The sequence below is a fragment of the Mucilaginibacter sp. UYCu711 genome, from assembly GCF_050433825.1.
GTDB lineage: Bacteria > Bacteroidota > Bacteroidia > Sphingobacteriales > Sphingobacteriaceae > Mucilaginibacter.
Window position 1 is genome coordinate 15,043 of record NZ_JBNPWM010000003.1, and the last position, 23,530, is coordinate 38,572.

At 42.0% G+C, this 23,530-nt stretch carries 24 protein-coding genes; 14 read left to right on the plus strand and 10 right to left on the minus strand.

What is annotated here, in order from left to right; genetic code table 11:
* Positions 1 to 267: 267 nt before the first annotated feature.
* The 3 genes from ABIB50_RS07270 to ABIB50_RS07280 all read right to left on the minus strand — a co-directional run bounded on the left by ABIB50_RS07270 (position 268) and on the right by ABIB50_RS07280 (position 3,812).
* Positions 268 to 561 carry a hypothetical protein gene (locus tag ABIB50_RS07270; protein WP_429378505.1) on the minus strand — a complete coding sequence of 98 codons (294 nt, stop codon included), beginning with the start codon at positions 559 to 561 and terminating at the stop codon, positions 268 to 270.
* 101 nt (positions 562 to 662) lie between these two features.
* Complete coding sequence (locus ABIB50_RS07275) at positions 663 to 2,492, minus strand: AIPR family protein (protein WP_429378507.1); 1,830 nt, start codon at positions 2,490 to 2,492, stop codon at positions 663 to 665.
* Positions 2,493 to 2,705: 213 nt separating this feature from the next.
* Positions 2,706 to 3,812: an AAA family ATPase gene (locus ABIB50_RS07280; RefSeq protein ID WP_429378509.1), complete on the minus strand. Its 1,107-nt coding sequence runs from the start codon at positions 3,810 to 3,812 to the stop codon at positions 2,706 to 2,708.
* 345 nt (positions 3,813 to 4,157) lie between these two features.
* Here ABIB50_RS07280 and ABIB50_RS07285 point away from each other — a divergent pair, with 345 nt between their 5' ends.
* The 11 genes from ABIB50_RS07285 (at position 4,158) to ABIB50_RS07335 (ending at position 14,197) form a co-directional block, all read left to right on the plus strand.
* On the plus strand, positions 4,158 to 6,029 hold the full coding sequence (locus ABIB50_RS07285) for a M1 family metallopeptidase (RefSeq protein ID WP_429378510.1): 1,872 nt from the start codon (positions 4,158 to 4,160) through the stop codon (positions 6,027 to 6,029).
* Positions 6,030 to 6,181: 152 nt separating this feature from the next.
* A complete protein-coding gene (locus ABIB50_RS07290; RefSeq protein WP_429378512.1) occupies positions 6,182 to 6,553 on the plus strand; it encodes an iron chaperone in 372 nt (123 codons plus the stop codon).
* Between the two features lie 90 nt (positions 6,554 to 6,643).
* On the plus strand, positions 6,644 to 6,856 hold the full coding sequence (locus ABIB50_RS07295) for a hypothetical protein (protein ID WP_429378514.1): 213 nt from the start codon (positions 6,644 to 6,646) through the stop codon (positions 6,854 to 6,856).
* A gap of 2 nt (positions 6,857 to 6,858) precedes the next feature.
* Positions 6,859 to 7,185, plus strand: coding sequence for a type II toxin-antitoxin system PemK/MazF family toxin (locus ABIB50_RS07300; RefSeq protein WP_429378515.1), 327 nt, complete (start codon positions 6,859 to 6,861; stop codon positions 7,183 to 7,185).
* A 95-nt stretch (positions 7,186 to 7,280) separates the two neighbouring features.
* Positions 7,281 to 9,557, plus strand: a complete 2,277-nt coding sequence (locus ABIB50_RS07305) for a Tex family protein (protein ID WP_429378517.1) — start codon at positions 7,281 to 7,283, stop codon at positions 9,555 to 9,557.
* 47 nt (positions 9,558 to 9,604) lie between these two features.
* Positions 9,605 to 10,177, plus strand: coding sequence for a Crp/Fnr family transcriptional regulator (locus ABIB50_RS07310; RefSeq protein WP_429378518.1), 573 nt, complete (start codon positions 9,605 to 9,607; stop codon positions 10,175 to 10,177).
* A 132-nt stretch (positions 10,178 to 10,309) separates the two neighbouring features.
* The gene (locus ABIB50_RS07315) at positions 10,310 to 10,999 is read left to right on the plus strand and encodes an SDR family oxidoreductase (RefSeq protein WP_429379237.1); all 690 of its coding nucleotides are present in this window, start codon (positions 10,310 to 10,312) and stop codon (positions 10,997 to 10,999) included.
* A 64-nt stretch (positions 11,000 to 11,063) separates the two neighbouring features.
* Complete coding sequence (locus ABIB50_RS07320; RefSeq protein WP_429378519.1) at positions 11,064 to 11,525, plus strand: MaoC family dehydratase; 462 nt, start codon at positions 11,064 to 11,066, stop codon at positions 11,523 to 11,525.
* Between the two features lie 63 nt (positions 11,526 to 11,588).
* Positions 11,589 to 12,284: a hypothetical protein gene (locus ABIB50_RS07325; RefSeq protein WP_429378521.1), complete on the plus strand. Its 696-nt coding sequence runs from the start codon at positions 11,589 to 11,591 to the stop codon at positions 12,282 to 12,284.
* Positions 12,285 to 12,394: 110 nt separating this feature from the next.
* The gene (locus ABIB50_RS07330) at positions 12,395 to 13,093 is read left to right on the plus strand and encodes a hypothetical protein (protein ID WP_429378522.1); all 699 of its coding nucleotides are present in this window, start codon (positions 12,395 to 12,397) and stop codon (positions 13,091 to 13,093) included.
* Between the two features lie 87 nt (positions 13,094 to 13,180).
* Positions 13,181 to 14,197, plus strand: a complete 1,017-nt coding sequence (locus ABIB50_RS07335; protein ID WP_429378524.1) for an LLM class flavin-dependent oxidoreductase — start codon at positions 13,181 to 13,183, stop codon at positions 14,195 to 14,197.
* Positions 14,198 to 14,258: 61 nt separating this feature from the next.
* Here ABIB50_RS07335 and ABIB50_RS07340 read toward each other — a convergent pair whose 3' ends face one another.
* Positions 14,259 to 15,536, minus strand: a complete 1,278-nt coding sequence (locus ABIB50_RS07340; protein ID WP_429378525.1) for an IPT/TIG domain-containing protein — start codon at positions 15,534 to 15,536, stop codon at positions 14,259 to 14,261.
* Between the two features lie 93 nt (positions 15,537 to 15,629).
* Positions 15,630 to 16,940 carry an IPT/TIG domain-containing protein gene (locus ABIB50_RS07345; protein WP_429378527.1) on the minus strand — a complete coding sequence of 437 codons (1,311 nt, stop codon included), beginning with the start codon at positions 16,938 to 16,940 and terminating at the stop codon, positions 15,630 to 15,632.
* Positions 16,941 to 17,184: 244 nt separating this feature from the next.
* Between ABIB50_RS07345 and ABIB50_RS07350 the strand changes: the two genes are divergently transcribed.
* The 3 genes from ABIB50_RS07350 to ABIB50_RS07360 all read left to right on the plus strand — a co-directional run bounded on the left by ABIB50_RS07350 (position 17,185) and on the right by ABIB50_RS07360 (position 19,542).
* Positions 17,185 to 17,922, plus strand: coding sequence for an acyl-CoA desaturase (locus tag ABIB50_RS07350; protein WP_429378529.1), 738 nt, complete (start codon positions 17,185 to 17,187; stop codon positions 17,920 to 17,922).
* A gap of 106 nt (positions 17,923 to 18,028) precedes the next feature.
* Positions 18,029 to 19,285 carry a pyridoxal phosphate-dependent aminotransferase gene (locus ABIB50_RS07355; protein WP_429378531.1) on the plus strand — a complete coding sequence of 419 codons (1,257 nt, stop codon included), beginning with the start codon at positions 18,029 to 18,031 and terminating at the stop codon, positions 19,283 to 19,285.
* 77 nt (positions 19,286 to 19,362) lie between these two features.
* Complete coding sequence (locus ABIB50_RS07360; RefSeq protein WP_429378533.1) at positions 19,363 to 19,542, plus strand: hypothetical protein; 180 nt, start codon at positions 19,363 to 19,365, stop codon at positions 19,540 to 19,542.
* Between the two features lie 3 nt (positions 19,543 to 19,545).
* Here ABIB50_RS07360 and ABIB50_RS07365 read toward each other — a convergent pair whose 3' ends face one another.
* From ABIB50_RS07365 to ABIB50_RS07385, 5 genes are all read right to left on the minus strand, one after another.
* A complete protein-coding gene (locus ABIB50_RS07365; RefSeq protein ID WP_429378535.1) occupies positions 19,546 to 20,085 on the minus strand; it encodes a hypothetical protein in 540 nt (179 codons plus the stop codon).
* A gap of 8 nt (positions 20,086 to 20,093) precedes the next feature.
* Complete coding sequence (locus ABIB50_RS07370) at positions 20,094 to 20,423, minus strand: STAS domain-containing protein (RefSeq protein ID WP_429378536.1); 330 nt, start codon at positions 20,421 to 20,423, stop codon at positions 20,094 to 20,096.
* Positions 20,424 to 20,427: 4 nt separating this feature from the next.
* Entirely contained in the window at positions 20,428 to 21,570 is a 1,143-nt protein-coding gene (locus ABIB50_RS07375; protein ID WP_429378537.1) for a SpoIIE family protein phosphatase, read from the minus strand.
* Between the two features lie 99 nt (positions 21,571 to 21,669).
* Positions 21,670 to 22,977 (minus strand): aminotransferase class V-fold PLP-dependent enzyme, encoded by a 1,308-nt coding sequence (locus ABIB50_RS07380; protein WP_429378539.1) that lies wholly within the window; start codon positions 22,975 to 22,977, stop codon positions 21,670 to 21,672.
* Between the two features lie 55 nt (positions 22,978 to 23,032).
* Positions 23,033 to 23,491 (minus strand): nuclear transport factor 2 family protein, encoded by a 459-nt coding sequence (locus tag ABIB50_RS07385; protein WP_429378540.1) that lies wholly within the window; start codon positions 23,489 to 23,491, stop codon positions 23,033 to 23,035.
* Between the last annotated feature and the right edge of the window lie 39 nt (positions 23,492 to 23,530).

The following is a 23,530-nucleotide window of genomic DNA, read 5'->3' on the forward strand; positions in this document are numbered from 1 at the left end:
TCGGGACAAAGCAAGGGGGTGATTAGCCTGTGGTAGTGTTGTTACTAAACAGCGGGAGACAGGCACATGTACGTTGCGCTTTTGGCTTACGCTGCATACTTGCTACAACTTGGCGAACAGCGGGAAGGCTTGATCGCGCGGTGGCCGTTGTTTGGTGCTATCACCAACAACTGAGCGGTGGGCTAAGTGACTGCACGATTACCGCATAACGGTACTTGTTGGTGATAACACCAACAAGGGCGGAGCTAAACTTCGACTAGGGGGATGTCAGGATTTGTAACTAGCAGCCTTCCATCTCGTCTCCATATCTTGGAACCAAAGTAATAATTGGTCATAAAGAGCTCCCGCAGTAAAATCGTTGCCTCTAGAAGTGACCATATTGATATAACCTCCCTCGTTGTCGACTGTAACGTTTTCAATGTCGGTGACGGATAAATCTTTTTCAAAAGTAAATCGCACTGACAAATATTTTTCTGCGACAATTACTTTGCTATAAGCGGGTACTTGATGTGTTTGCCCGTTCTCAATAAACACTATGTATCGTCTTTTTAATTCGCTCATAAAATTGTTTTTTTAAATATAGGAATACCCTCGCTAACGCAAGTGTTTCGCTCGTGGTTTACACCGAACCCCTTGGTAGAGGGAACGTCGCACTTTTATATTTACAGACCAAAAAAACTATTTAAATCCACTACAATAGAATTACTTTTATAGTAATTATCATAATTAAGTTCTATGGTTTCAATGTTAGTTTCAGGATCTCTGTATCTAATGAAATATATTCCGTTTCTCTGTATATTTTGTATGTATTCTTCAAAATCACGCCATGATGCTAATACATTATTTGTAAGTTCAATTATCGCCTCATCAAAATCGCTTTTATCGGATCCCTCTTTATATCGATTAGAAACAACCGCAACTACAGCTATTTTGCCATAACGCAACGCACTCCCATATTGTGCCTGACCAAATTTATTCTTATGTTCTCGATCAAATGCTTTCTGAATATTATTTAAGTATTCGAGTACTTTGTATCCAAAAAAATACTTGTCAATACTTTGGACATCGGGCAGAGTAACATTAAAGTTTCTTTTCTTAAATAAAAACCGAGATCCAACTCTTCTGGCTTGCCCCGGATTACCGTTGATAGCATAGCTAATTCTAATAAAAACCTCACGATCAATTACTTTCGATCTATCAATATATTTACTGCGGAGCCCATCTCCAAATTCCCCTCTTTTACGTTCATAGAAACACCCGAATTTTTTAAAGATATTTTCTTGGATTTCTATTTGAATTTTATCGTTTGAGGTACGATCCGCATCTGTTATTGGCGTTTGGTCGTTAGTGGCTTTAGAAATTGCTTCTATTAATTTTAGCTTATTTTCTTCATTTATTTTTGTTTCAACATCGTCTTCGAATGTTATTATTTTTAACAATACCTCTTTATTGGAAAACACTTCCATATCTCTGTCTGTGTTTAAATTTTCTTCATAAATTCTACTTAGGGTAAATGCAGTCTGGCCCCCATTTATAATTTGCGGGTTTGTCACTATTATTTCTGCTTCTCTCTTTCGGCCAGTCCTATCACTGTAATATGTCTTATCAGACAGCATCGTTATACCATTGTTGAAAAGCGCAAATTCGTTTGTCGGGATTTGCGTTATTGAACTATAGATATTGGCATTTACCGAACCTCCTGCTAAATCTAAATAGCTCCTGGGATTGAATCTTAAAATTGAATTTTTATACTTATAAAGTATTTTAGCAATCTCTACGGTCGGAACAAATAAAACTCTGATATTACATTCTTTAACTTCTGTATCTACATCATAATCGATGATGTTATTTTTTGTATTAGGATTGACATTAATTGTTATTTTTAGTTCACTTTGCCTAAAAAAAGTTCCGGAAACAACGGGAAAAACAAGATCGTCATACACTTTATCGAAATTGAAAATTTCTGTTGGAAATTGAGTTAGATGATTTATTTTGTCTTTATGTTTATCTTTTACATTAGCTAATATTATCACAACTTCCTTCCATTTTGGCTTGTTTGATATATCGTTAATAGATGTGATTAATGTCTGGATCTTGGCATTATATTTACGACCATTTAACCCATTGGCTTCCCCTTTAGTGATCCGATCTAATTCCATCTTTAGCAATTCGTCTAATTCAATATTGACATTCTCGAAGTTCTCGCTATTACTACGAAATTTTGACTGAAAAAAATAAATATATTCATTGTCATAGTCAACAAAATAACCGTCAACCCCACCATCATCAGTACCATCAGTTATATAGTTTTCCCTTTCGGAAAATGTTAACAATCCAAATTTGACTTTTAAAAACAAGTGAATAAATGCTTGTGATCTAGCTTGATTGACCTTATCAATATCAGTTTCTAATGGGTAATATTTTTTGTATTGTATAGGGGCTTCTTTCCGTAACTCATCTAGTATTGTTACTAAAGTTTGGTATTTGCTCATTTGATTAAGGTAAAGTTTAAAGGTTATGTAAATATAATGTTTTTTTTCACCTTACCGTCCCCGCAGGTCCACCCGTCAAAGAACCCTGCGGGCGATGCCCAGCCCGCCCCCACCGACACGCAGGATCCTCTTCGGGACACCACTGCGATAATATCGAGCTATGCTGGCTAATCAACATCAACGCAATCTGTCAACCACAAATAAATCAACGGTTCAGACAGCCCCCAACCGCTTCACCACCCTATGCACCGTACTAAACGAAATCCCTGTTTCCGCAGCTATGGCGCGTACCGTTAGGCCCTGGGTACTCAACTCGGCAATGCGTTCTTCGGTTATTTTGCGTTGCTGCTCGGTATAATGCAGCAGGTGCGATGCTTCGGGGCCAAAGCCAATAAACTCGAAGTGGAGAAAATTGGCGGGTTTTACCATTCGGCATAGGCACACGTTGTTTGCGCCAAATACTTCTATCCCGCTGCGTTGTTTTATTTGTTTAAGGTAGCGCAGGCCCGTGCTGGTTTGGCTCTCGCCTATGGCAAAGGCGCTGTCGGCAAAGTTTATCAGCATTTTACTGCCTTGCAGGTCGTTACGGGTTACGGGCTTGGCGGGGTTGCGTTTGGGCGTATGCGCCAGCACCAGTATGGATAGGCCGTACTTGTTTTTGAGCGCCTGCAGGTTCTTCATCAGGCTTACGGCGCTGGCCGCCGCTTCGGTACCGCTGCGCAGGCAGGTAATATTGTCTATTATCAAAACGCGGGCCTTGGTGGCTACCAATACGTTTTCGATACCGTTGTTCAAATAATCGGCATAGGTGGCAAAGCGGCGCGCGCCCACCGCGTCGGGGTTAAAAACCAGCCGGTAAAAATTAGAGGCAAAAGGGAAGATGCCATCATCAGCGCTGCTATAGCGTTGCTCGAACTGCGCGGCGGTCAGCTCGAAATCGAAATACAATACCCGTTCGGCCTGGCGCGCGGTACCGAAACCGGGGATAGCCTCGCCCCTGCTCAGGCTATCGGCAATTTGCACCGCCAGGATAGATTTACCTACGTTGGTATCGGCAAACATAATGCACAGCTCGCCGTAATACCAAAAATGGTCGAACAGCTTACCGCCGGGCCGCTGTTTTTTGCCCTTGATGGGTTTCATCCAGTCGGCCGCCCGTTTTATAATGAAAGCGTCCTTGCTGTCGGGCGGGCCAGCTAAATAGTTGTTTAGTTGTTTGGTTTGTTTAGCCGTTAAAGTTTTGTGCTGCGACACGGCGCGGAGAAGCTCGATACCCGCCGGCCGCCCCAAGTTATTGGGCGGAATGGTAGAATTACTCATAATAAATTTAAAGGATTTTATGCAAGATAGCCACCTTTGCGCATAGTTATGGTGACACTACATTGTCAGTAGTGTTGTTTCATTTTGTTTCACCCCGTTTTTTCAATCAGCTTATAATCAATACATTAAGCCAAAATCTTGTTTCATTTTGTTTCACTCGTTTTTTGTAATTGGTTTGCTGTCAATTAGTTAGGTCGAAATCTTGTTTCACCTGTTTCATTTGTTTCATGCACGCGTGAAACAAACGCGCTGTGTTATCAACTTAAAATGCCATTTCCGCATATTAATACCATCCAATTCTTTCCTATATTTAGCCCCGTAAAACTGATCTTAAAATTACGCTACATGTTAAAACAAATCAGCCTATCGGCATTAGTATGTCTGTTTATGGTGCAGGCAAACGCGCAAACACTAACCATTCCAGACCCAATAGCTAAAACCTACAGCAACGGCACCCGCGATAAAAGCGGCAAGCCCGGTAAAAAGTACTGGCAAAACCATGGCCGCTATAATATAGCGGTAACCGTATCGCCTCCCGACCGCACCATAAAGGGAACAGAGCAGATAAGCTACGTTAATAACAGCCCCGACGAGTTAAAGAGCCTTAACATGAAACTGATCATGAACGTCCATCGTGCTGCAGGACGCCGTGGTGGTGTGGAGAACCCACAAGCTGGCATACAGATAGATAACATAACCGCCAATGGCGCCAAAATCGCCTGGGATAACACCACCGCATCAACCACTAACCAAATGATAGACCTGCCAAAACCTTTGGCATCAAAAGATTCGGTTAAGCTTGATATTGCCTGGCATTACCAGTTATCAGACGGCACAAAAGGCGACCGCGAGGGCTATATCGACTCGACCACCTATTACCTGGCTTACTTCTATCCCCGCGTATCAGTATATGATGATTACAAAGGATGGGATACCCAGCCACATACCGGCGGCCTGGAGTTTTATAACGACTTTAACGATTATACCCTAAGCGTTACCGTGCCTAAAAACTTTATTGTATGGGGCACCGGCACTCTCCAAAACCCCAACCAGGTACTACAGCCTAAATATGCAAAAATGCTGGAGCAGTCGTTCACCAGCGATAGCACAGTACACATCGCTGCTCCTGCTGATCTTGCTGCTAAAACCATCACTACCCAAAACAACGCTAATACCTGGATCTGGAAAGCCAGCAACATCACCGACATGACCTTTGGCGTGAGCGACCATTATAACTGGGATGCTGCAAGCACCGTAGTGGAGGATGCTACCCATCGCCGCGTAAGTGTGCAGGCCGCGTTCCCTGATGCTTCAAACGACTTTCATCATTCGGTACAAAACAGCCGTTATGCGCTGGCCTGGTTCTCTAAGAACTGGCCGGGCGTTCCGTACCCGTTCGAAAAGAGCACCGCTTTCCAGGGCACTGCCGATATGGAGTACCCTATGATGGTTAATGATAGCCATGTTCCTGACTTAGGCTTTGCCCAATTGGTGCAGGATCACGAGCAGGCGCACACCTACTTTCCGTTCTACATGGGTATTAACGAAAGCTACTACGCCTTTATGGACGAAGGTTGGGCAACTACCCTTGAGTACCTGATTGGCATTGAAGAGAAGGGCAAAGCCGCTGCTGATCAGTTTTACAAGCAGTTCCGTGTTAATAGCTGGGCAAGGCGCCCGCATACTAACGAGATGCCTATCATAACCCCGTCGCCTGACACCAAATACGGCGCAGGCGATAACTTCTATGGCAAACCGTCATTAAGCTACCTGGCGCTTAAAGATATGCTGGGCGACAACCTGTTTAAAAAAGCGCTGCATAACTACATGAGCAACTGGCACGGTAAACATCCTATCCCGTGGGATTACTTTAACTCGATGAGCACCGGTGCCGGTAAGGACTTAACATGGTTCTTCTATAACTGGTTCTACACACCAGGCTACGTCGACCTAAAACTGGTAAGCGTTGATAAAGCGGGCTCGGGCTACAAAGTAGCTATACAAAACGTTGGTGGCTTTGCTTCACCGTTTGACCTGGTGCTAACTTACAGCGACGGTACAACTGAAACCGTGCATCAAACCCCGGCAGTATGGCAAAAAGACCAAAAACAAGTAACCATCGAACTTAAAAACAACAAAACCATAACTGCAGTGCAGGTAGACGGCGGCATATTTGTAGACGCCAACCTAACCGATAACAAATGGGCAGCCCAATAAGTTGACATAACTCATTATACCTTAAGCCCCTTCCAAAACAGGAAGGGGCTTTTTTTGTCGCACCATACCCCTATAAATGTCCCTTTTGCACAGCATCAATTTGATAACCAGCTGTTAGATTTGCAGTATCGATAACTTTAATCATATAGATCATGAAGGGCGAACCGGCAAAAAACATAGACGAGTATATAGCTGCTTACCCGGCCGACGTGCAGGAATTGCTGCAAACCATGCGCACCACTATACAACAGGCCGCCCCTGATGCTACCGAGGCTATTACCTACGCCATACCCACCTTTAAACTTAACGGCAACCTGGTGCATTTTGGCGGCTATAAAAGCCATATCGGGTTTTACCCCGCACCAATGGGTATTGAGGCGTTTGCAGATGAAACCGCGCAGTATGAAACTGGTAAGGGCACTTTGCAGTTCCCTATTGATAAACCGTTACCATTGGATCTGATAACCCGTATCGTAAAGTTTAGGGTTGATAAGAACTTGGCGAAGCCGAAGAAGAAGAAATAACCTATAGTTCCTGATCGCCAAAAGCTGCACTACTATGTGATTTGCATACTTAAATATATTAAGGTAAATTTGTTTAAGTACTATATTATTATGAGAGCAGTTGAATTTGAAACAGAAGTAATTAACAACACGATTACTATTCCTGAAAATTTCCAGGTTGAATTAGCTTTATCAAAAGACAAGCACGTTCGTGTAATTGTAATGGTTGATGAGTTAGGCGAAGAAGCCCAATTTAAAAATGAGCTTAATGAGCAATTTCTGAAAGGTTATGATGAAGCAGATTCTGTTTATGATAATCTGTAAAAATGAATAACTATAAATTAGGTGATATTGTACTCATAAAATTTCCATTTACAGATAACACAACATTCAAAAAACGCCCAGCTTTAATTATTAAAGATACTAATGATGGCGATATAATAGTTTGTCGTATAACCAGTAAGTTATATAACACGCCGTACGACATCGAATTAAAAGAATGGGACAAATATGGATTAAAGTTACCTTCGGTTATCCGAATCCATAAATTAGCATCTCTTGAAAAGGCTATGGTTGATTTTAAATTTGGCGAAATTGACTCCGATTTATTAGCGGAAGTTGTTGTTGCTATGAATAAACTAACTGCATCTTAGTAATCTTGCGCGTTCAATCCCGCACTTATTTACCAACACCCCTTTGACATTCCAACCCATAACCCGAATTTCGCTATCCCAATAAGGATAGATCAATGACAACTCATTATAAAAAGTTAGCTGCCGAATTTTCAATTGCCGAAAAGCAAGTTATTGCCACTGTTAGTTTATTAGACGAAGGCGCAACCGTTCCGTTCATATCCCGTTACCGTAAAGAGATGACGGGTAGCTTAGACGAGGTTCAGGTTGCCGGCATCCGCGACAGGATCCAGCAAATGCGCGAACTGGACAAACGCCGCGAAGCCATACTAAACTCATTAACCGAGATGGGTAAGCTAACGCCCGATCTGCAGGCGCAGATCAACGCTGCCGAAACCATGGTGGTGTTAGAAGATATCTACCTTCCTTATCGCCCTAAAAGAAAAACCCGCGCCAGTATAGCCCGCGAGAAGGGTTTGCAGCCATTGGCAGATATGCTGTTCGCACAAAATAAATTTGACGTGGAGGCCGAGGCTGAAAAGTATATCTCCGAAGAAAAAGGCGTCGCCAGCCTGGAAGAAGCATTAGGCGGTGCCCGTGATATTATTGCCGAGCACATAAGCGAGGATGCTGCTGTGCGTACCAGGATCCGGGAGTTGTTTATGGAGAAGGGGTCGTTTAAAAGTAAGGTTATTACGGGCAAGGAAACCGCCGGTATTAAGTATAAAGATTACTTTGAATGGGAAGAGCCCGTAAAATCGGCACCATCACACCGCATATTGGCTATGCGCCGGGGTGAGAAAGAAGAGATCCTTTTCCTGGATGTGCTGCCGCCCGAGGATGAAGCGATAGACCAATTAGAGAAAGCATTTATAACCGGCAACAATACTGCTGCCGACCAGGTAAAACAAGCCATTACCGATGGCTACAAGCGCCTGCTCCGTCCGTCAATGGAAACAGAGGTGCGTTTGCTGACCAAAAAGAAAGCCGATCAAGAAGCGATCCGTGTGTTTGCCGAGAATGCGCGCCAGTTATTATTGGCCGCCCCCCTGGGTCAAAAACGCACTATGGCTATCGATCCGGGTTTCCGTACGGGCTGTAAAGTGGTTTGTTTAGATGAACAGGGTAAGTTATTAGAATACACCGCTGTTTTTCCGCATACGGGTGCAGGTCAGGCCAAAGAGGCCGAGAAAACCATCCAGCATCTGTTTGAGAAATACAATATCCAGGCTATAGCCATAGGTAACGGGACAGCAGGCCGCGAAACCGAACTATTTGTGCGCAAGTTAAATTTGCGGGATGCAGAGATTGTAATGGTTAATGAAAGCGGCGCGTCCATCTATTCCGCGTCAGAAGTCGCGCGCGAGGAATTCCCTGATAAAGATGTTACCGTGCGTGGCGCGGTATCTATAGGCCGCAGGCTGATGGACCCATTGGCCGAGCTGGTAAAGATCGATCCAAAATCAATAGGCGTGGGGCAGTACCAGCATGATGTGGACCAGAATAAATTGCAGGCATCGCTGGATGATACGGTTATTAGTGCGGTAAACGCCGTTGGCGTGGAACTGAATACGGCATCAAAACAGATCCTATCCTACGTATCCGGCCTTGGGCCACAGCTGGCGCAAAAGATAGTGGAGTACCGCGATGAGAACGGCGCGTTTAAACATCGCGACCAGCTAAAAAAAGTACCGCGCTTGGGCGATAAGGCTTTTGAGCAGGCGGCAGGATTTTTGCGCATTCATAATGCAGAGAACCCATTGGATGCAAGCGCTGTACACCCTGAGCGTTATCCGCTGGTTGCACAAATTGCCAAAGACAAAGGCTGCACCGTAAACGACCTGATGCGCGATGATAAGCTGCGCCAAAGCATCCCATTGCAAAAATATATTACCGAAACAGTAGGCTTACCTACCCTAACCGATATTATGGCCGAGCTGGCTAAACCCGGCCGCGACCCGCGCGAAAAGTTTGAAGCCTTTAGCTTTACAGAAGGAGTTAACAGTATTACCGATTTAAAAGCCGGCATGAAGCTGCCCGGTATTGTTACCAATATCACCGCGTTTGGCGCCTTTGTTGATATAGGCGTGCACCAGGATGGTTTGGTACATTTAAGCCAGATCGCTAACCGTTTTATAAAGGACCCAAACGAGGTATTGAAAGTTCAGCAACAGGTTGAGGTAACTGTTACCGAAGTTGATGTGGCCCGCAAGCGCATCGCATTATCCATGAAAACAGATGAACCTAAAAAAGAGCAACGCCCTACAGCACCTGCTAAACAGCATCAACCTGCTAAACCAGCTTACAATCATCAGCAGCCAAAAAGAAAAGAGCCTGAACCTGAAACCGATATGGCCGTGAAGCTTGCTGCTTTAAAGAATATGTTTAAATAATAGACTTACGGAGTTTATAAACTTCGTAAGTCTTTGTAACTTGCTTCATGCCAAATCCACTTATCGTCTTATTAAAATCCTTTCAAAACATTACCGCCGAGGATGAAGCGGTGATATCGGCTGCAATTGAAACCCGCACTTATAAAGAAGGCGATTATCTTTTCTATGCCGATAACATTTGCCGCGAAATGTATTTTATCTGTAGCGGCGTATTGCGCATAATGGTTTCGAACGAGCAAGGCAACCAGGTAACTTATTTCTTTTTAAAAGAGAACCAGTTTTGCACCATCCTCAACAGTTTTAATAATAACGTGCCTGCTCACGAAAGCATCAGCGCAGCTTGTGATACTGAAGTATTGGTTTTTACCCGAACATCTTTAAACAAATTGTACGCACAATTGCCTTACATAAAGCAACTCATTGACCAAATAAGTCATCAAGCGTTATTAGATAAGATCGATCTTAAAAATAGTTACCTCGGCCACGATTCAACAGCCAGGTATAAAATATTTTTATCCTGCCAGCCAGAGATAGCTTTGCTGGTTCCGTTAACCGATGTAGCATCTTATTTAGGTATCACGCCACAGTCACTTAGTCGAATTCGAAAAAATATCAAGTAGTATCTCTTTTTACCATTTGTTAAGTGGCTCCTGTTTTTTGTTCCGGAATTTTGTTTCATCAAAAAAACATTAACAATGGAACAACTTACAAAACAAAAAAACGGATTGCTAACTGGTAAAAAAGTAGTTTAACTGGGTGGTAGCTCAGGTATAGGGTTGGCAACAGCAAAAGCAGCCGCATTAGAAGGAGCCGATGTGATTATCGTATCCAGTAACCAACAACGAATAGAACAAGCACTGACCGAATTACCTGAAGGGAATAAGGGAATGGCTGTTGATCTGACAGACGAAAAGCAAGTAAAAAGGTTTTTTAGCAATCTGGGTAAATTTGATCACCTGGTATATACCGCGGGCGAATCGTTGCAATTAGTTACTATAGCGGACGCTACCCTACCCGATGCCCGGCTTTTTTTTGACCTGCGTTATTGGGGTGCATTTACCGCTGTTAAATATGCATCGCCTTATATAAATATCGGCGGATCGATAACTTTAACCGGTGGCGTTGCAAGTATAAGGCCGTTAAGCGGGTGGTCATTAGGTGCAAGTATTTGTGCCGCGATGGAAGGGTTTACACGGGCTATAGCCATTGAGCTGGCACCCGTACGTGTTAACCTTGTATCGCCGGGTGTGGTTAAAACTAATTTGTGGAACAACATGACAGAAACTGATCGTGAGGGTCTTTATAACAGCGTTGCCAATAACTTACCCGTGAAACGCGTAGGCGAGGCCGAAGATATTGCGCAAACGTATTTATATCTGATGGGCCAACAATACAGTACCGGCCAGGTTATCGTGGTTGATGGTGGGTCTGTTTTGGTGTAATGATTTAGGTTTATTACTTTTATAGGCTCACACCTGTTGTGAACCTATAAAACATAAGCTGAATATGATAATTATAAAAAACTACGAGGAGTTTGAATCGCACCTGGGCAAAGAGCTTGGTGTATCCGGCTGGCATACGATCACACAAGAGCAGATCAATATGTTTGCCGAGGCTACTATAGACCATCAATGGATCCATACCGACGAGGCACGCGCAGCAGTTGAAAGCCCCTTCAAATCTACCATAGCCCATGGTTATCTAACTGTATCCTTACTACCCTATTTTTGGCACCAGATAGCCGATGTACAGAACCTTAAAATGCAGATCAATTATAGTATTGAGAATATCCGTTTTGCGGCTGCGGTACCTGTTAACAGCCGGGTAAGGCTAATAGCAAAGCTGGATGCCATAATAAATTTACGCGGTGTAACAAAAGCCACCATTGGCGTTACTATGGAAATTGAAGGCGAGAAAAAACCCGCCTATACCGGTGCAGTAGTATTTTTATATCATTTTGACGCTTAAGACGCTTTTAACGCGTTGTTTCCTTGAATTTATAACTACTTTGTGGGTTTCAACCCTATCGCTATGAAAAAATTCATACTCCCTTTTGCCGCAACATTAGTTTTGCTTATAGCCGGATGTAAATTAGATCCGCCCGATTTTTCAAAGACCGGCACTTCAAAAACGGACACACTAAAAACCGGTAATTCAACAACCGGGACATCAAAATCTGATAACTATCAACCTGTAACAAAAGACTCGTATTGGAAATTTAATGGAACCGTAGCAGGTAAAGCCGAAACACAAACTCATACCATTACCGGCACTACAGCAACTTTTAACAATAAAACTTATTATACTATTAATGTAGTGTCATCTACTTCAGGAGCTTCTACAGCTTACTACTATCACGGCAATGATAATTACACTAACCGAACTACTGCAGGCGGGGTTACTGTTGAGTATTTATATTTAAAAGATAATTATGCTGTTGGTAAAACCTGGACAGCGCCTATGACTGATAATGGAAGCATTAATTCTGTACCGGCGCAGGTTGTAGGCAAAATTGTAGAAATAGGTGTTACCAAAGTAGTATCCGGGAAAACTTTTACTGATGTTGTACATACCCAGCTATTGGTTCAATATGATTTAGGCAGCGGCTTTGAGACCATTCAGACGGTGGATTATTATATAGCCAAAGGCATAGGAATAATCGAAGCGGATTCTAAAGCTTCAGTAATTACCTCGTCAAGCACGCTCAGCGATTACTCGATAAAATAGCGGGGTATCGACCTAAATTTTATAGAATATTATTTTTTTAATAATATATTGGTATCTTAGATGTTATAAACCATCTAATTATCAATCAATTATTAAGATCATAATGTCTTATGAAAAAAATACCCCTGTTTTTTTTATCAGCTTTAATTTTAATTGCCGCAGGCTGCAAACTGGATCCACCTATTTATGCGGATTTAACTGATACCACAAATGCTACCGGCACCGTAACTACACCAAACAATAGTGCCAGTGGTTATCAACCTACTACAAAAGGATCTAACTGGAAATATACAACTACTGTAGATGCAACAACACTAACCCAGGCTACCAGCATGACGGGCGCTACCTTAAAAATTAACAACAAATTATATTACACTGCTACCACCACACTAAACACAGATAAGGGCTACACCTATTATTATCATGACAATGATATTTACAGCTACCGGTCAGACATGATAAGCCCTGACCTGGTAATAGAATATATTTATTTAAAAGATAATTGGGACATTGGCAAAACCTGGACCGCACCAATAACAGACAACGGGTTACTAAACGGATTCCCGGCCCAAATTATTGGAAAAATACTGGAAAAAGACATCACTAAAGCTGTTGGCGGTAAAACATATAGTAACGTTATACATACCCATTTAGAACTTCAATATAATACCACAGGTAGTTTTGTAACCTACCAGGATATTGATTATTACATTGCTAAAGGAGTAGGTATAGTTTATATAGTCACCAAAAACAGTACAAACTCCACTGGTACAAACACCACTACCCTTACTGATTATACCATAAAGTAATTAAGCTATCTGTAACCTTAATGCCATAATACCAGCTGACCATACTTTTACACCAACCGGGTAGGTATTTTTGCGTTCATTATAATTATGGACACAAATAAAATCCGTCTAAGCGTATTGGACCAATCGCCCATCAGAAAAGGCATTACTGCCGAACAGGCTGTACAGGAAACCATCGCGTTAGCAAAATATACAGATCAATTAGGCTACACCCGCTTTTGGGTATCAGAACATCATAATACAGGCAGCCTTGCAGGCTCCACTCCCGAAGTTTTAATAGCTTACCTGGCGTCGCAAACTACCAATATCCGTGTTGGTTCGGGCGGCGTAATGATGCCTAACCACAGCACTTTAAAAGTCGCCGAAAACTTCAGGATGCTGGAGGCCCTGGCTCCGGGCCGTATTGACCTGGGCATGGGGCGCGCGCCGGGTACCGACCGTATTACCGCCTCTATACTAAACCCCTCAAATAATTTTGCCGAGCAGGATTTTATGGAGCAACTGGCAGACCTGCGCAACTATTTTCATGATACCGCTGCCCCGGGAACTATCCAGCAAAAGATACGCGCCATCCCACAGGTAAAAACAGTACCAGCTATGTGGCTGCTAAGCTCGAGCGGGCAAAGTGGTTTATTTGCCGCGCATTTTGGTATGGGCCTGGCCTTTGCTCATTTTATTAACCCGGTTGGCGGGCCGCAGGCGGTACAATTGTATAAAGACAAGTTTCAACCCTCGCAGGACTTAGCCGCGCCCGAAGCCAGCATGGCCATATTTGTTTTTTGTAGCGAGGATGAGGAGAAAGTTATGCAGCATAAAGCTGTTATGGATTATCGTTTTATCCAGTTTGAAAAAGGCTTGGGCCTGTCGCCATTTGGGTATGAGGATGTTAAAAACGCTGAGTACACGCTGCATGAGCAGGACCGCATACGCTACAACCGCCAACGCGTGGTTGCAGGAACGCCTAAAATGGTTAAAGAGCGTTTAAGCCAATTAGCAGAAAGCTATGGTGTTGATGAAATTATAGCGGTAACCATTGCCGAAGATTTTGACGACAGGTTGGAATCATACAAACTGTTGGCAGGATTATTCGGCTTAAATCAATAAGCTGACCAGATTAGAGCTGCGTTGCTTTTTTTACTTATTATAAGAAGATGTAAGGACGCTATTATTGAAAAGTTACTTTACTGATAACATTTGCACCTGTATTTACAATATATAAATTTCCTGCCGGGTCAAACGTTAGCCCGTTAGCCGAGTTTACAGCAGCAGAGGCTGTTGGCCCATTGATAACCCCTGTACTTGAATTACCTTTAATTAATGTACTTACCCACCCTAATTTATTTATCACGCGTATCTCAAATACTGGCAATGATTTGTTTTCATCAGTAACAAAGACATTACCGGACTGGTCTATAGCTATACCTTTAGGGTTATTGAATTGAGCAGTGGCTCCAACACCATCCGCCAATCCCGCCGTGCCGCTACCGGCCAGGGTTGTTACTACACCATCAGGGGTTATTTTACGCACATTTAAGTATTTTTTGTCAGTTACATAAACATTACCATCTATATCTGAAGTTATACCGGCCATAAAACCAAATTGTGCTGCAGTACCTTTCCCATCAAAGTTTCCATCAACATCGCTACCCGCCAGGGTAGTCACTACCCCTGCGTTAGTTATCTTTCTAATACGATGCAAATCTGTCACATATACATTTCCTATTCCATCAACTGCAATATTTGTAGGAGATGAAAATTTTGCGGCAGTGCCGGTTGCATCAACATATCCTTCAGTACTGCCGGCAAAAACACTGGTTTGCTTCGTTGGGGTTACTTTGGCGATGTTAAAATTACCAAGGTTTGCAACATATAAATCGCCTATTGGCTTAACTAAAATAGCAGCAATAGATGTAAAATCGGAAGTACCACCTGCAAATAATGTAAACGGCGGTGTTGAGGCAATTTTATAAATACTATTGTTGTTGTTACCGTATATAATTCCATCTCTGTCTATAGCAATATGGTCAATAGCATATGAGGTCGCCCTATAATCACTAACCGTACTCATTGCACCTGATAGTACTGTAAATTGTTGCGGTGACGTCATTACTGTTGTTCCAGATGTAACAATTAAGTTCCCTTTTGATGCGTTAGGGGGGATAGTTACCACTATCTCTTTATCTGTAACCGAGTTTACCGGAATGTTTAATCCGTTAAGCGTTACCGTATTATTGCCAAAAGCAGTGTTGAAGTCGGAGCCTGTTATCTTCACAACTGTATTAGGCACTCCGATTGTTGGACTAATATTGTAAATAACAGCTAAATATTTAGTTTCGGGAGATTGTGTTTTATCGCCTACAATAGAATTAGATTTTGAACAACCAGCTAGTATAACGACAATTATAGTTGTCGTAAACAAAGCTCTATTTTTAATTTTTATCATGATAAGGTTTGTTAATAATGCAGTAATTATACCGATTTTTATTTAAACCGTATCCCTAATCAAAAACCTACTTATAAACTTTATACGCTGGTATTAAAAAGTTACTTTACTGATAATATTTGCGGCGGTATTTGCAATATACATATTGCCGGCAGGGTCAAACGTTATCCCATCTGCAAGGCTTACGGAGGCAGTGCTTGTAGGCCCGTTAATAACACCGCTATTAGATGTCCCCTTTAAAAAAGTAGTTACCGCCCCTAATTTATTAATCATACGGATCGCATAAAAAGGCAACAGCGGGTTTGAGTCTGCTACAAATAAGTTTCCTGCCGCGTCAAAAGCTAATGATGCCGGGTGACTGAACTGGGCCGTTGCGCCGGGGCCGTCTGCAAACCCGGCTGTACCGCTACCTGCAAAGGTTGTTACAACACCATCTGGTGTAATTCTGCGAATTTTTAAGTATTTAGTATCACTTACATATACATTTCCCTGGGCATCTGTAGTAATACCTTCCAAGGAGCCAAAACTGGCGGCTGCACCAATACCATCTGCAGTACCATCGGTTGCGCTACCAGCCAGCGTTGTTACCACACCCGACGAGTTTATTTTACGCACACGATGCGAATCAGTAACATATAAGTTTCCATTGGGATCCATCGTTATACCTGTAGGGGCAATAAAATGGGCAAAACTACCCTGCCCATTTAAATATTCTTCTATGCCGTTCCCTGCCATGGTAGTCACCTTTCCATCCCCGTCTATTTTAATAATAGTATGTTTCACCCGGTCTGGTAAAAACAGCTCGTCTGTATTCTTATTTATAGCTATACCCCATATGCTTCCAAAAGTGCCGGTTGGAACCCCGATAGGATAGGTGCTTATCGCCCCGCCAGACGAAATTTTAAGGATACTTGTAAGATTATCGCCATACAGGTTTCCGGCCGGATCAAAAACCAGGTGTTGTACATTATTAGCGCCCAAATTCAAAAAAGTACTAACGGTGCCGCTTTTCACCACAAAGTCTGATGTATAGGTCACCGTATTAGGCCCGCTTATTAAAACTATTTTACCGGTAGTTGCATTTAGCGGTACAGTAAATACAATACGTGTAGATGATACTTCATTAACTGTAGCGGGTATGCCATTTACAGTTACGCTATTACCGGATACTGCAGTATTAAAGTTATTACCCCCAATAACAACTACTGTATTAGGCAATGCCGAAGACGGAGCGACACTGTTAATTATAGCTTGACCGGCCGCTGTTGGCGGGTTGGGTACACCTGTTATATAGGGGTTATTAGGATCGGCTTTAAAGTTGGGCTGTTTTGTGCAACCAACTACTAACCAAGCAGATACGGCAACAAATATTATCGCGATAAATTGGGATTTTAAGTTTTTCATCTTCCGGTTTATAAAGATAAAATGTGATAAGGTTTAGGTGTTATAAATGTAATACATTTTTATATGAACTTTTTGCATCAATATTAAAATACTGACGAATAAGTCATGAAATATTAAAATAATTGGCATTTTAATATACGGTTGGGGCGAGGGGCTTATTAAATTAACAATTAGTTTATTAGGGATAAAAACTAAAATGGTATCTTTGGCGTTAATTATAATACATTCAAATCCATATCAATTCGTGATCATATTAATATTCTTCCTGGCACACTGGTTCCTGTCATTATTTTTTCAAACATTTTTTCTGCACCGGTACGCTTCACACAAAATGTTTAGTACCCATAAAATTAACGAGCGTATCTTCCATATGTTAACGTTTATTTGCCAGGGTTCATCATATTTAAACCCGCGTGCTTATGCTATTATGCACCGCGAGCATCATGCTTATAGTGATACCGAGAAGGATCCGCACTCGCCTTATTTTTTCAGGGATGTTTTCCAGATGATGTGGCGCACTGCATTAAGCTATAAGCTTTACGAAAAGCGTTTAAAAGAGCCCGAAGCACAATTTAAAGGCAATTACCCCGAGTGGCGCTTATTGGATTATTGGGGATCGACCTTTATTTCGCGTATACTTTTTGGTATTGGTTATGTAGCTTTTTATATTGCTTTTGCAACCCATTGGTGGATGTTTTTATTATTACCTATACATTTTATGATGGGGCCTATCCATGGCGCTATTGTAAACTGGTGCGGCCATAAATATGGTTATTCAAACTTTGACAATGGCGACAAATCAAAAAACTCTATCCCGTTGGATTTTTTAATGCTTGGCGAGTTGTTCCAGAACAATCATCACAAACGCCCCAACAATTCAAACTTTGCCGCTAAATGGTATGAATTTGACCCGGTTTACCCGGTAATGAAATTTATGCATTGGGTAAGAATAATTAAAATACGTAAGCCAATTGCTGGCTAAGTTTAAAGCGAAAAGACCAAAGCGTAAAGCTTTAAACTAATAAATTATTAATAAAGGGTAAAGGCAAGCTTTCGGCTTTCACCTTTACCCTTTTAGCTTGAATAGAATGAAAGTATCTGCATTAGCCGAAAACCTGCGCGGTTCTGAAATTATTAAAATAGCCGGCGAAATAAACGAATTAAAACGCCAGGGCCAAAACATAGCCAACCTAACTATTGGCGATTATGATTCGAACATCTACCCAATACCCGATGAATTAAAACAGGGCATTGTTGATGCTTATGCAGATAACCAAACCAATTATCCGCCTGCCGACGGTGTGCTGCTGCTTCGCGAAAGTGTTTCTACTTTTTTAAAGAACCGTTTGGGTTTAGATTATAAACCAAACCAGATCTTAATTTCGGGTGGGTCAAGGCCATTAATATATTCTACTTATTTGGCTGTTGTGGATGAGGGAGATAAGGTTGTTTTCCCGGCACCATCATGGAACAACAACCATTACTGTGATCTGCTTAAAGCTGAAGGCATAATGGTACAAACCACTGCCGAAAATAACTTTATGCCTACGGCCGATGACTTGCGCCCGCATGTTAAAGGTGCTGCCCTGCTTGCATTATGTTCGCCGTTAAACCCAACCGGTACCATGTTTCACAAAAAGGACCTGGAAGAAATTTGCGACATGGTAATTGCCGAAAACAAAACCCGAACTGCAAACGAAAAACCGCTGTATTTTTTATACGACCAAATCTATTCGCAATTAACTTTTGGTGATAACCAGCATTTTGACCCGGTTACTTTGCGCCCCGAATTGAAAGATTACGTGATATTTATTGACGGTGCATCTAAATGCTTTGCCGCTACGGGTGTGCGCGTTGGCTGGGGCTTTGGGCCCGAAGGTGTAATAAACAATATGAAAGCTATTGTGGGCCATATGGGCGCGTGGTCGCCAAAGGCAGAGCAGGTTGCTATGGCTAAATATATTATTGAGGATACACAGGTAAACACCTATCTGGGCAGCTTAAAATCACGCATACAGGGCAGCCTTAACGCTTTGCATACCGGCTTCCAGCAATTAAAGGCTGATGGTTTCAGCGTTGATTCTATCGCACCTATGGGTGCTATTTATTTAACTCTTAAAATAGATTATACCGGCAAAACCACACCGGATGGAACTGTGCTTAACGATTCGGCCGCTATTAACTTTTATTTAATAAAAGAAGCTAAAATTGCTTTTGTGCCATTCTCCGCCTTTGGCACTGACGATAGTGTTAACTGGTTCCGCGCATCCGTAGGGGCCTGTACTTTGCAGGATATTGAACAGGCTATTCCGCGTATAAAAGAAGCGCTTTCTAAATTAGTTTAGTGCTAATTAATTAATCAAGATATAATCCAGGTTTAATATTTGCATCGTATCTTTATTGATAAGCTAATTTCAATACGATGGGTGTAGATGTTAATTACTGGTGGGTTGGCGTAATTATATTAGGCGCTATCATTCTTATAACGTGGCTTATAAAGCGCGACCGTAAGGATGAGAAGGTTTATGAAGAAGAGATCATTAAATCAGAAATAAAGCCCGAACAGCATACCGAAAATAATGATAGCGACGTATCCCCGTAAAGCTTACGCAAGATCTATCAAAACGCTAAAGGTATTTAACCCCATGTCGATATCATATTCATAAGTAAATCTGTCAGACGCTTTGGTAATGATCAATAAACCAAAGTGCTCCATCAGGTCGCTTATTTGTAATGCCGCATCATCATTAACCTCTTCGCATACAAATTGTAGTTTGGTTTCGCTTTCAACAACGGCATACATGCTATGCAAGCTATCCTGGGTTAATAGCTCTCTGTAGCCCGGGTCGTGTATCAACAACGAGGTTATATTACCCGGCTGATAGCGGTTGCCAAAATCCTTCTTGTCAATATAAATGGTCTGCTCATCAATGGTTATATCTAAAAATGTTTCCATTGTACCGGCATGTTTTATACCGTTAGTAAGCAGTTCAATTAATATAACCTCTGTTTTAAAACTAATACCCTCTTTATTTACGTGCGCCGGTATGTGGTTTACTATAAAGTCAAGCAACTCCTGTACAGAGGCCTTTATAGATTGCCTGGTGTTAGGTAGTAAAAACTGTTTGCTTGCCGGTTCAGCCATGTACTTTATTACTTAGATACTTCGTTAAAAGTGTTGTATATCTTAAAAACCTTATCCAGCCTTGTTAGCGCAAAAAGGTTGGTTATATCCTTACTTAAGCCAACCAAAACAAGCTCTGCCTGGAACGAGATCAAATGTTTAAACGCCGATACAATTGATCCTAAAAAAGAACTGTCGATATATTCAACAGCGCTCATATCAATAGCGATTGATGTATGGTATTTGTCAAACAGCTTTATTATCTCTGCTTTAAAAGCATCGCCGTTTTCAAGGCTGGCTTCTTTTATATCCAAAGTAACAAGCAATATATCGTTATCTGCTTTATATACCTTAATCATCGTTTTAGTTTTTATATATGCTAATTATGCTGCGGTCGTCCACTTGTTCATTTAAATCACCGGCAAACAAACGCTCTGCTATATACCTAAAGTTATTCTCTTTTTCTAAAAAAGGCTTTAAAGTTTTCGAAAATTGATTGTAATCGCTCTTTTTGCCTGTTTTATCAACGAAGTCAATCATACCATCAGTAAATATAAATAACCTGTCGCCTGGCTTTAAAACTATTTCACGTTCAGTATAATTGCCATGTTCAAATAAGCCCAACAACAAGCCTGATGAACTTACTGAGCTTAGCTCGCCGGTTTCACAGCTATATTGCAGTAAAGGCAAATCTCCGGCTCCGGCATAGCTTACTTTACCCGTCTCACTATCAATTAATAGTAACGATAAGCTTGATAAGATATCTTTTAAAACCTCGTCAAAACAAATAACATCATTTACCTGCTGCAAGATCCTGGCGGTAGAATACTCCTGGTTAAACGCCGCAAACCTCACTGCCGACCGCACATAACTCAGGAAACCAAACGTAAAGAACCATGCCATCCACTTCTTACCCATAATATCGCCCAATACTATAAAGTTATACCGGTCATTTACCTTTATAAAATCTATAAAGTCGCCACCGGGGATATCATGATAGGCCTGGTGCCAAAAATCAACGCTAAACGCTTTAATATCCGGCGATTTAACCGGGATAGATTTAATATTAAGCGATTTTGCAGCTTTTTTAATTTCGTTCTCTGATAGTTCGCGCTGCTTATCAACCGCAAATAATATGTTGTTTACTTTTGATACAATTACATTAATTGGCGTATCCTTAATTACATAATCAATGGCCTGCAGATCAAGTCCTTTTTCAACGAGGTCCTTGTCCGAGAAAAATGTTAGAAATACAAACGGAATATCTTTGAATGCCGGATCATTCATTAAATAGCGGCGAAACTCGAAACCGTTCATTTTTAACATCAGGTAGTCTGACAAAATAATGTCTGGCTTGGCGCCTTCCTGCAACAATATAATCGCTGCTTCTGCTGATGGGGCCGCTATACATTTAAACCCCGATTTTTTAAATACTTGTTCAATCAGCTTTAAAAAAAGCTGGTCATCATCAACAAGCAGTATTTCTTTGGGTTTTTGAATAGCCATCAGGGGTACTTTATTCTAATTAATATGCGCATTTAGGATAAACGCTATTAACTACCAATTTTACTTAATAATCCCGATAAAACAACATTAATATTTTTCTCACCCCTGTTTCGTCTTTCCGGCAGCTATCTCTGTAATGGCACGTACCATTTTATCAAGGTCGGGTATGGTGGTGTAAACATGCGGGGTTACACGTACGCAATTAACATTATCAGTTACCATACCGGTTGTGTGGATCTTATATTTTGTAAACAGGGCATCGTTTAGTTCGGCCACAGTCATACCGTCAATACTGACACCACAAATACCGCAGGAGTATTCGGGCATAAGCGATGTTTGCAGCTTTACTTTAGGCAGGTGTTGTACTTTTTCTGCCCAATAGTTTTTAAGATACCGCACACGCTCTTCTTTACGTTTATTACCAATGCTGTTCTGAAAATTTACGGCCTCCCCTATACCCTGCTCTATCGGGAAGCTACGGGTTCCCAAATTCTCAAACTTGCGAATGTTGGGGCTGTTTGGATTATCATCTGTCAACAACGGCCATATTTTAGCTATTTTTTCCTTCTTGATCCACATCATTCCGCTCCCAACAGGTGCCGACAGAAACTTGTGAAGGCTGGTTCCCCAGTAATCACAATTCAGTTCGGGTATCTTATAGTCTAATAACCCAAAACTATGTGCGCCATCGCATATTACTTCTATGCCATGCGCGTGCGCCATGTCTGCAATTTTCCGTACCGGCATTATCTGGCCCACCCAGTTTACAACATGGGTTACATGAATTATTTTTGTTTTTGGGGTGATAGCATCCGCATAGGCCTTAACTATTTCATCGTCATTCTCTATCGGAAATTTAAAATTAAGCTGCTTATAAACTATTCCATCGCGCAGGGCACGCTGTTTATATGCTGCCATCATATGCGGATAATCCTGCTTAGCGCCGATAACTTCATCGCCTTTTTGAAGCGGCATGCCTAATATGATGTTGTTCAGTGCTTCCGTAGCGTTACGGTTTATAGCCAGTTCTTCAGGGTCGCAACCGGCCATTAGGGCGAGCTTTTCGCGCAGAGGTTCACGGCCCTGGTCGAGAATTCGCCACATATAATATGACGGCCCCTGATTTGACAGCTGGTTATACCGCTCTACCGCCTGTTGTACTATCAGCGGCGATGGCGAAACACCACCATTATTTAATATAATAATATCGCCATTTGCTGTGTATGACCGCTGGATAACCGACCAGTAATCCTCGTCTTGTGCAGCTTGCATGGGAGTTAGGTGCGCTATCTTTTTTGCAGCATTATTGAAACCTTCGGCATGTGCCTGGTTAAATAAGCTTGTTGCGCTGAAAGCGCCGGTAAGCACGGCGGCTTGTTTGATGAAATTGCGGCGGTTGGCTGTCATGCTTACTAAGCTAAGTATTTAGTTTCTAAATTCATATCCCGGCAAAGCAGCTAAATTACTCTATGCAATTATCCTTGCGGCGGGTATCCACCACATAAATTATCTTCCACCCGGCAGCAGTTTTCATCAGTTGGAAAACATCAACGCCGCAGTGGCTAAACTTATCATCCAGGTAAAATTTATACGGCGCCCAAACGCTGGCCAGATCGCCATCAATCTTCACATCAGTTATTACAATGCGCTCGTCCCATACACCTTTATGTGGCGTGCCAACAGCTTTTATAAACTCGTCAGGATTTTCGGTAGCCAGTGCTATGGTTCCATCCTTTTTATTTCCTACGCTATGAAAAACTATACCCCTGGCAAAGGTTGAGCGTAGCAGCGTGCTATCGCTTTTACGCATGGCGGTAAACATGTTGTTTACGGTTTGTTTTACAGCATCGGCAGCGGTTTGTTGGGCTGATGCCATACCGCAGTTTGCGATGATGGCTAAAAGGATGGTTAGTTTCTTCATGACACTAAAGTTAGGAAAGATTTATAAACAAAAACGCCA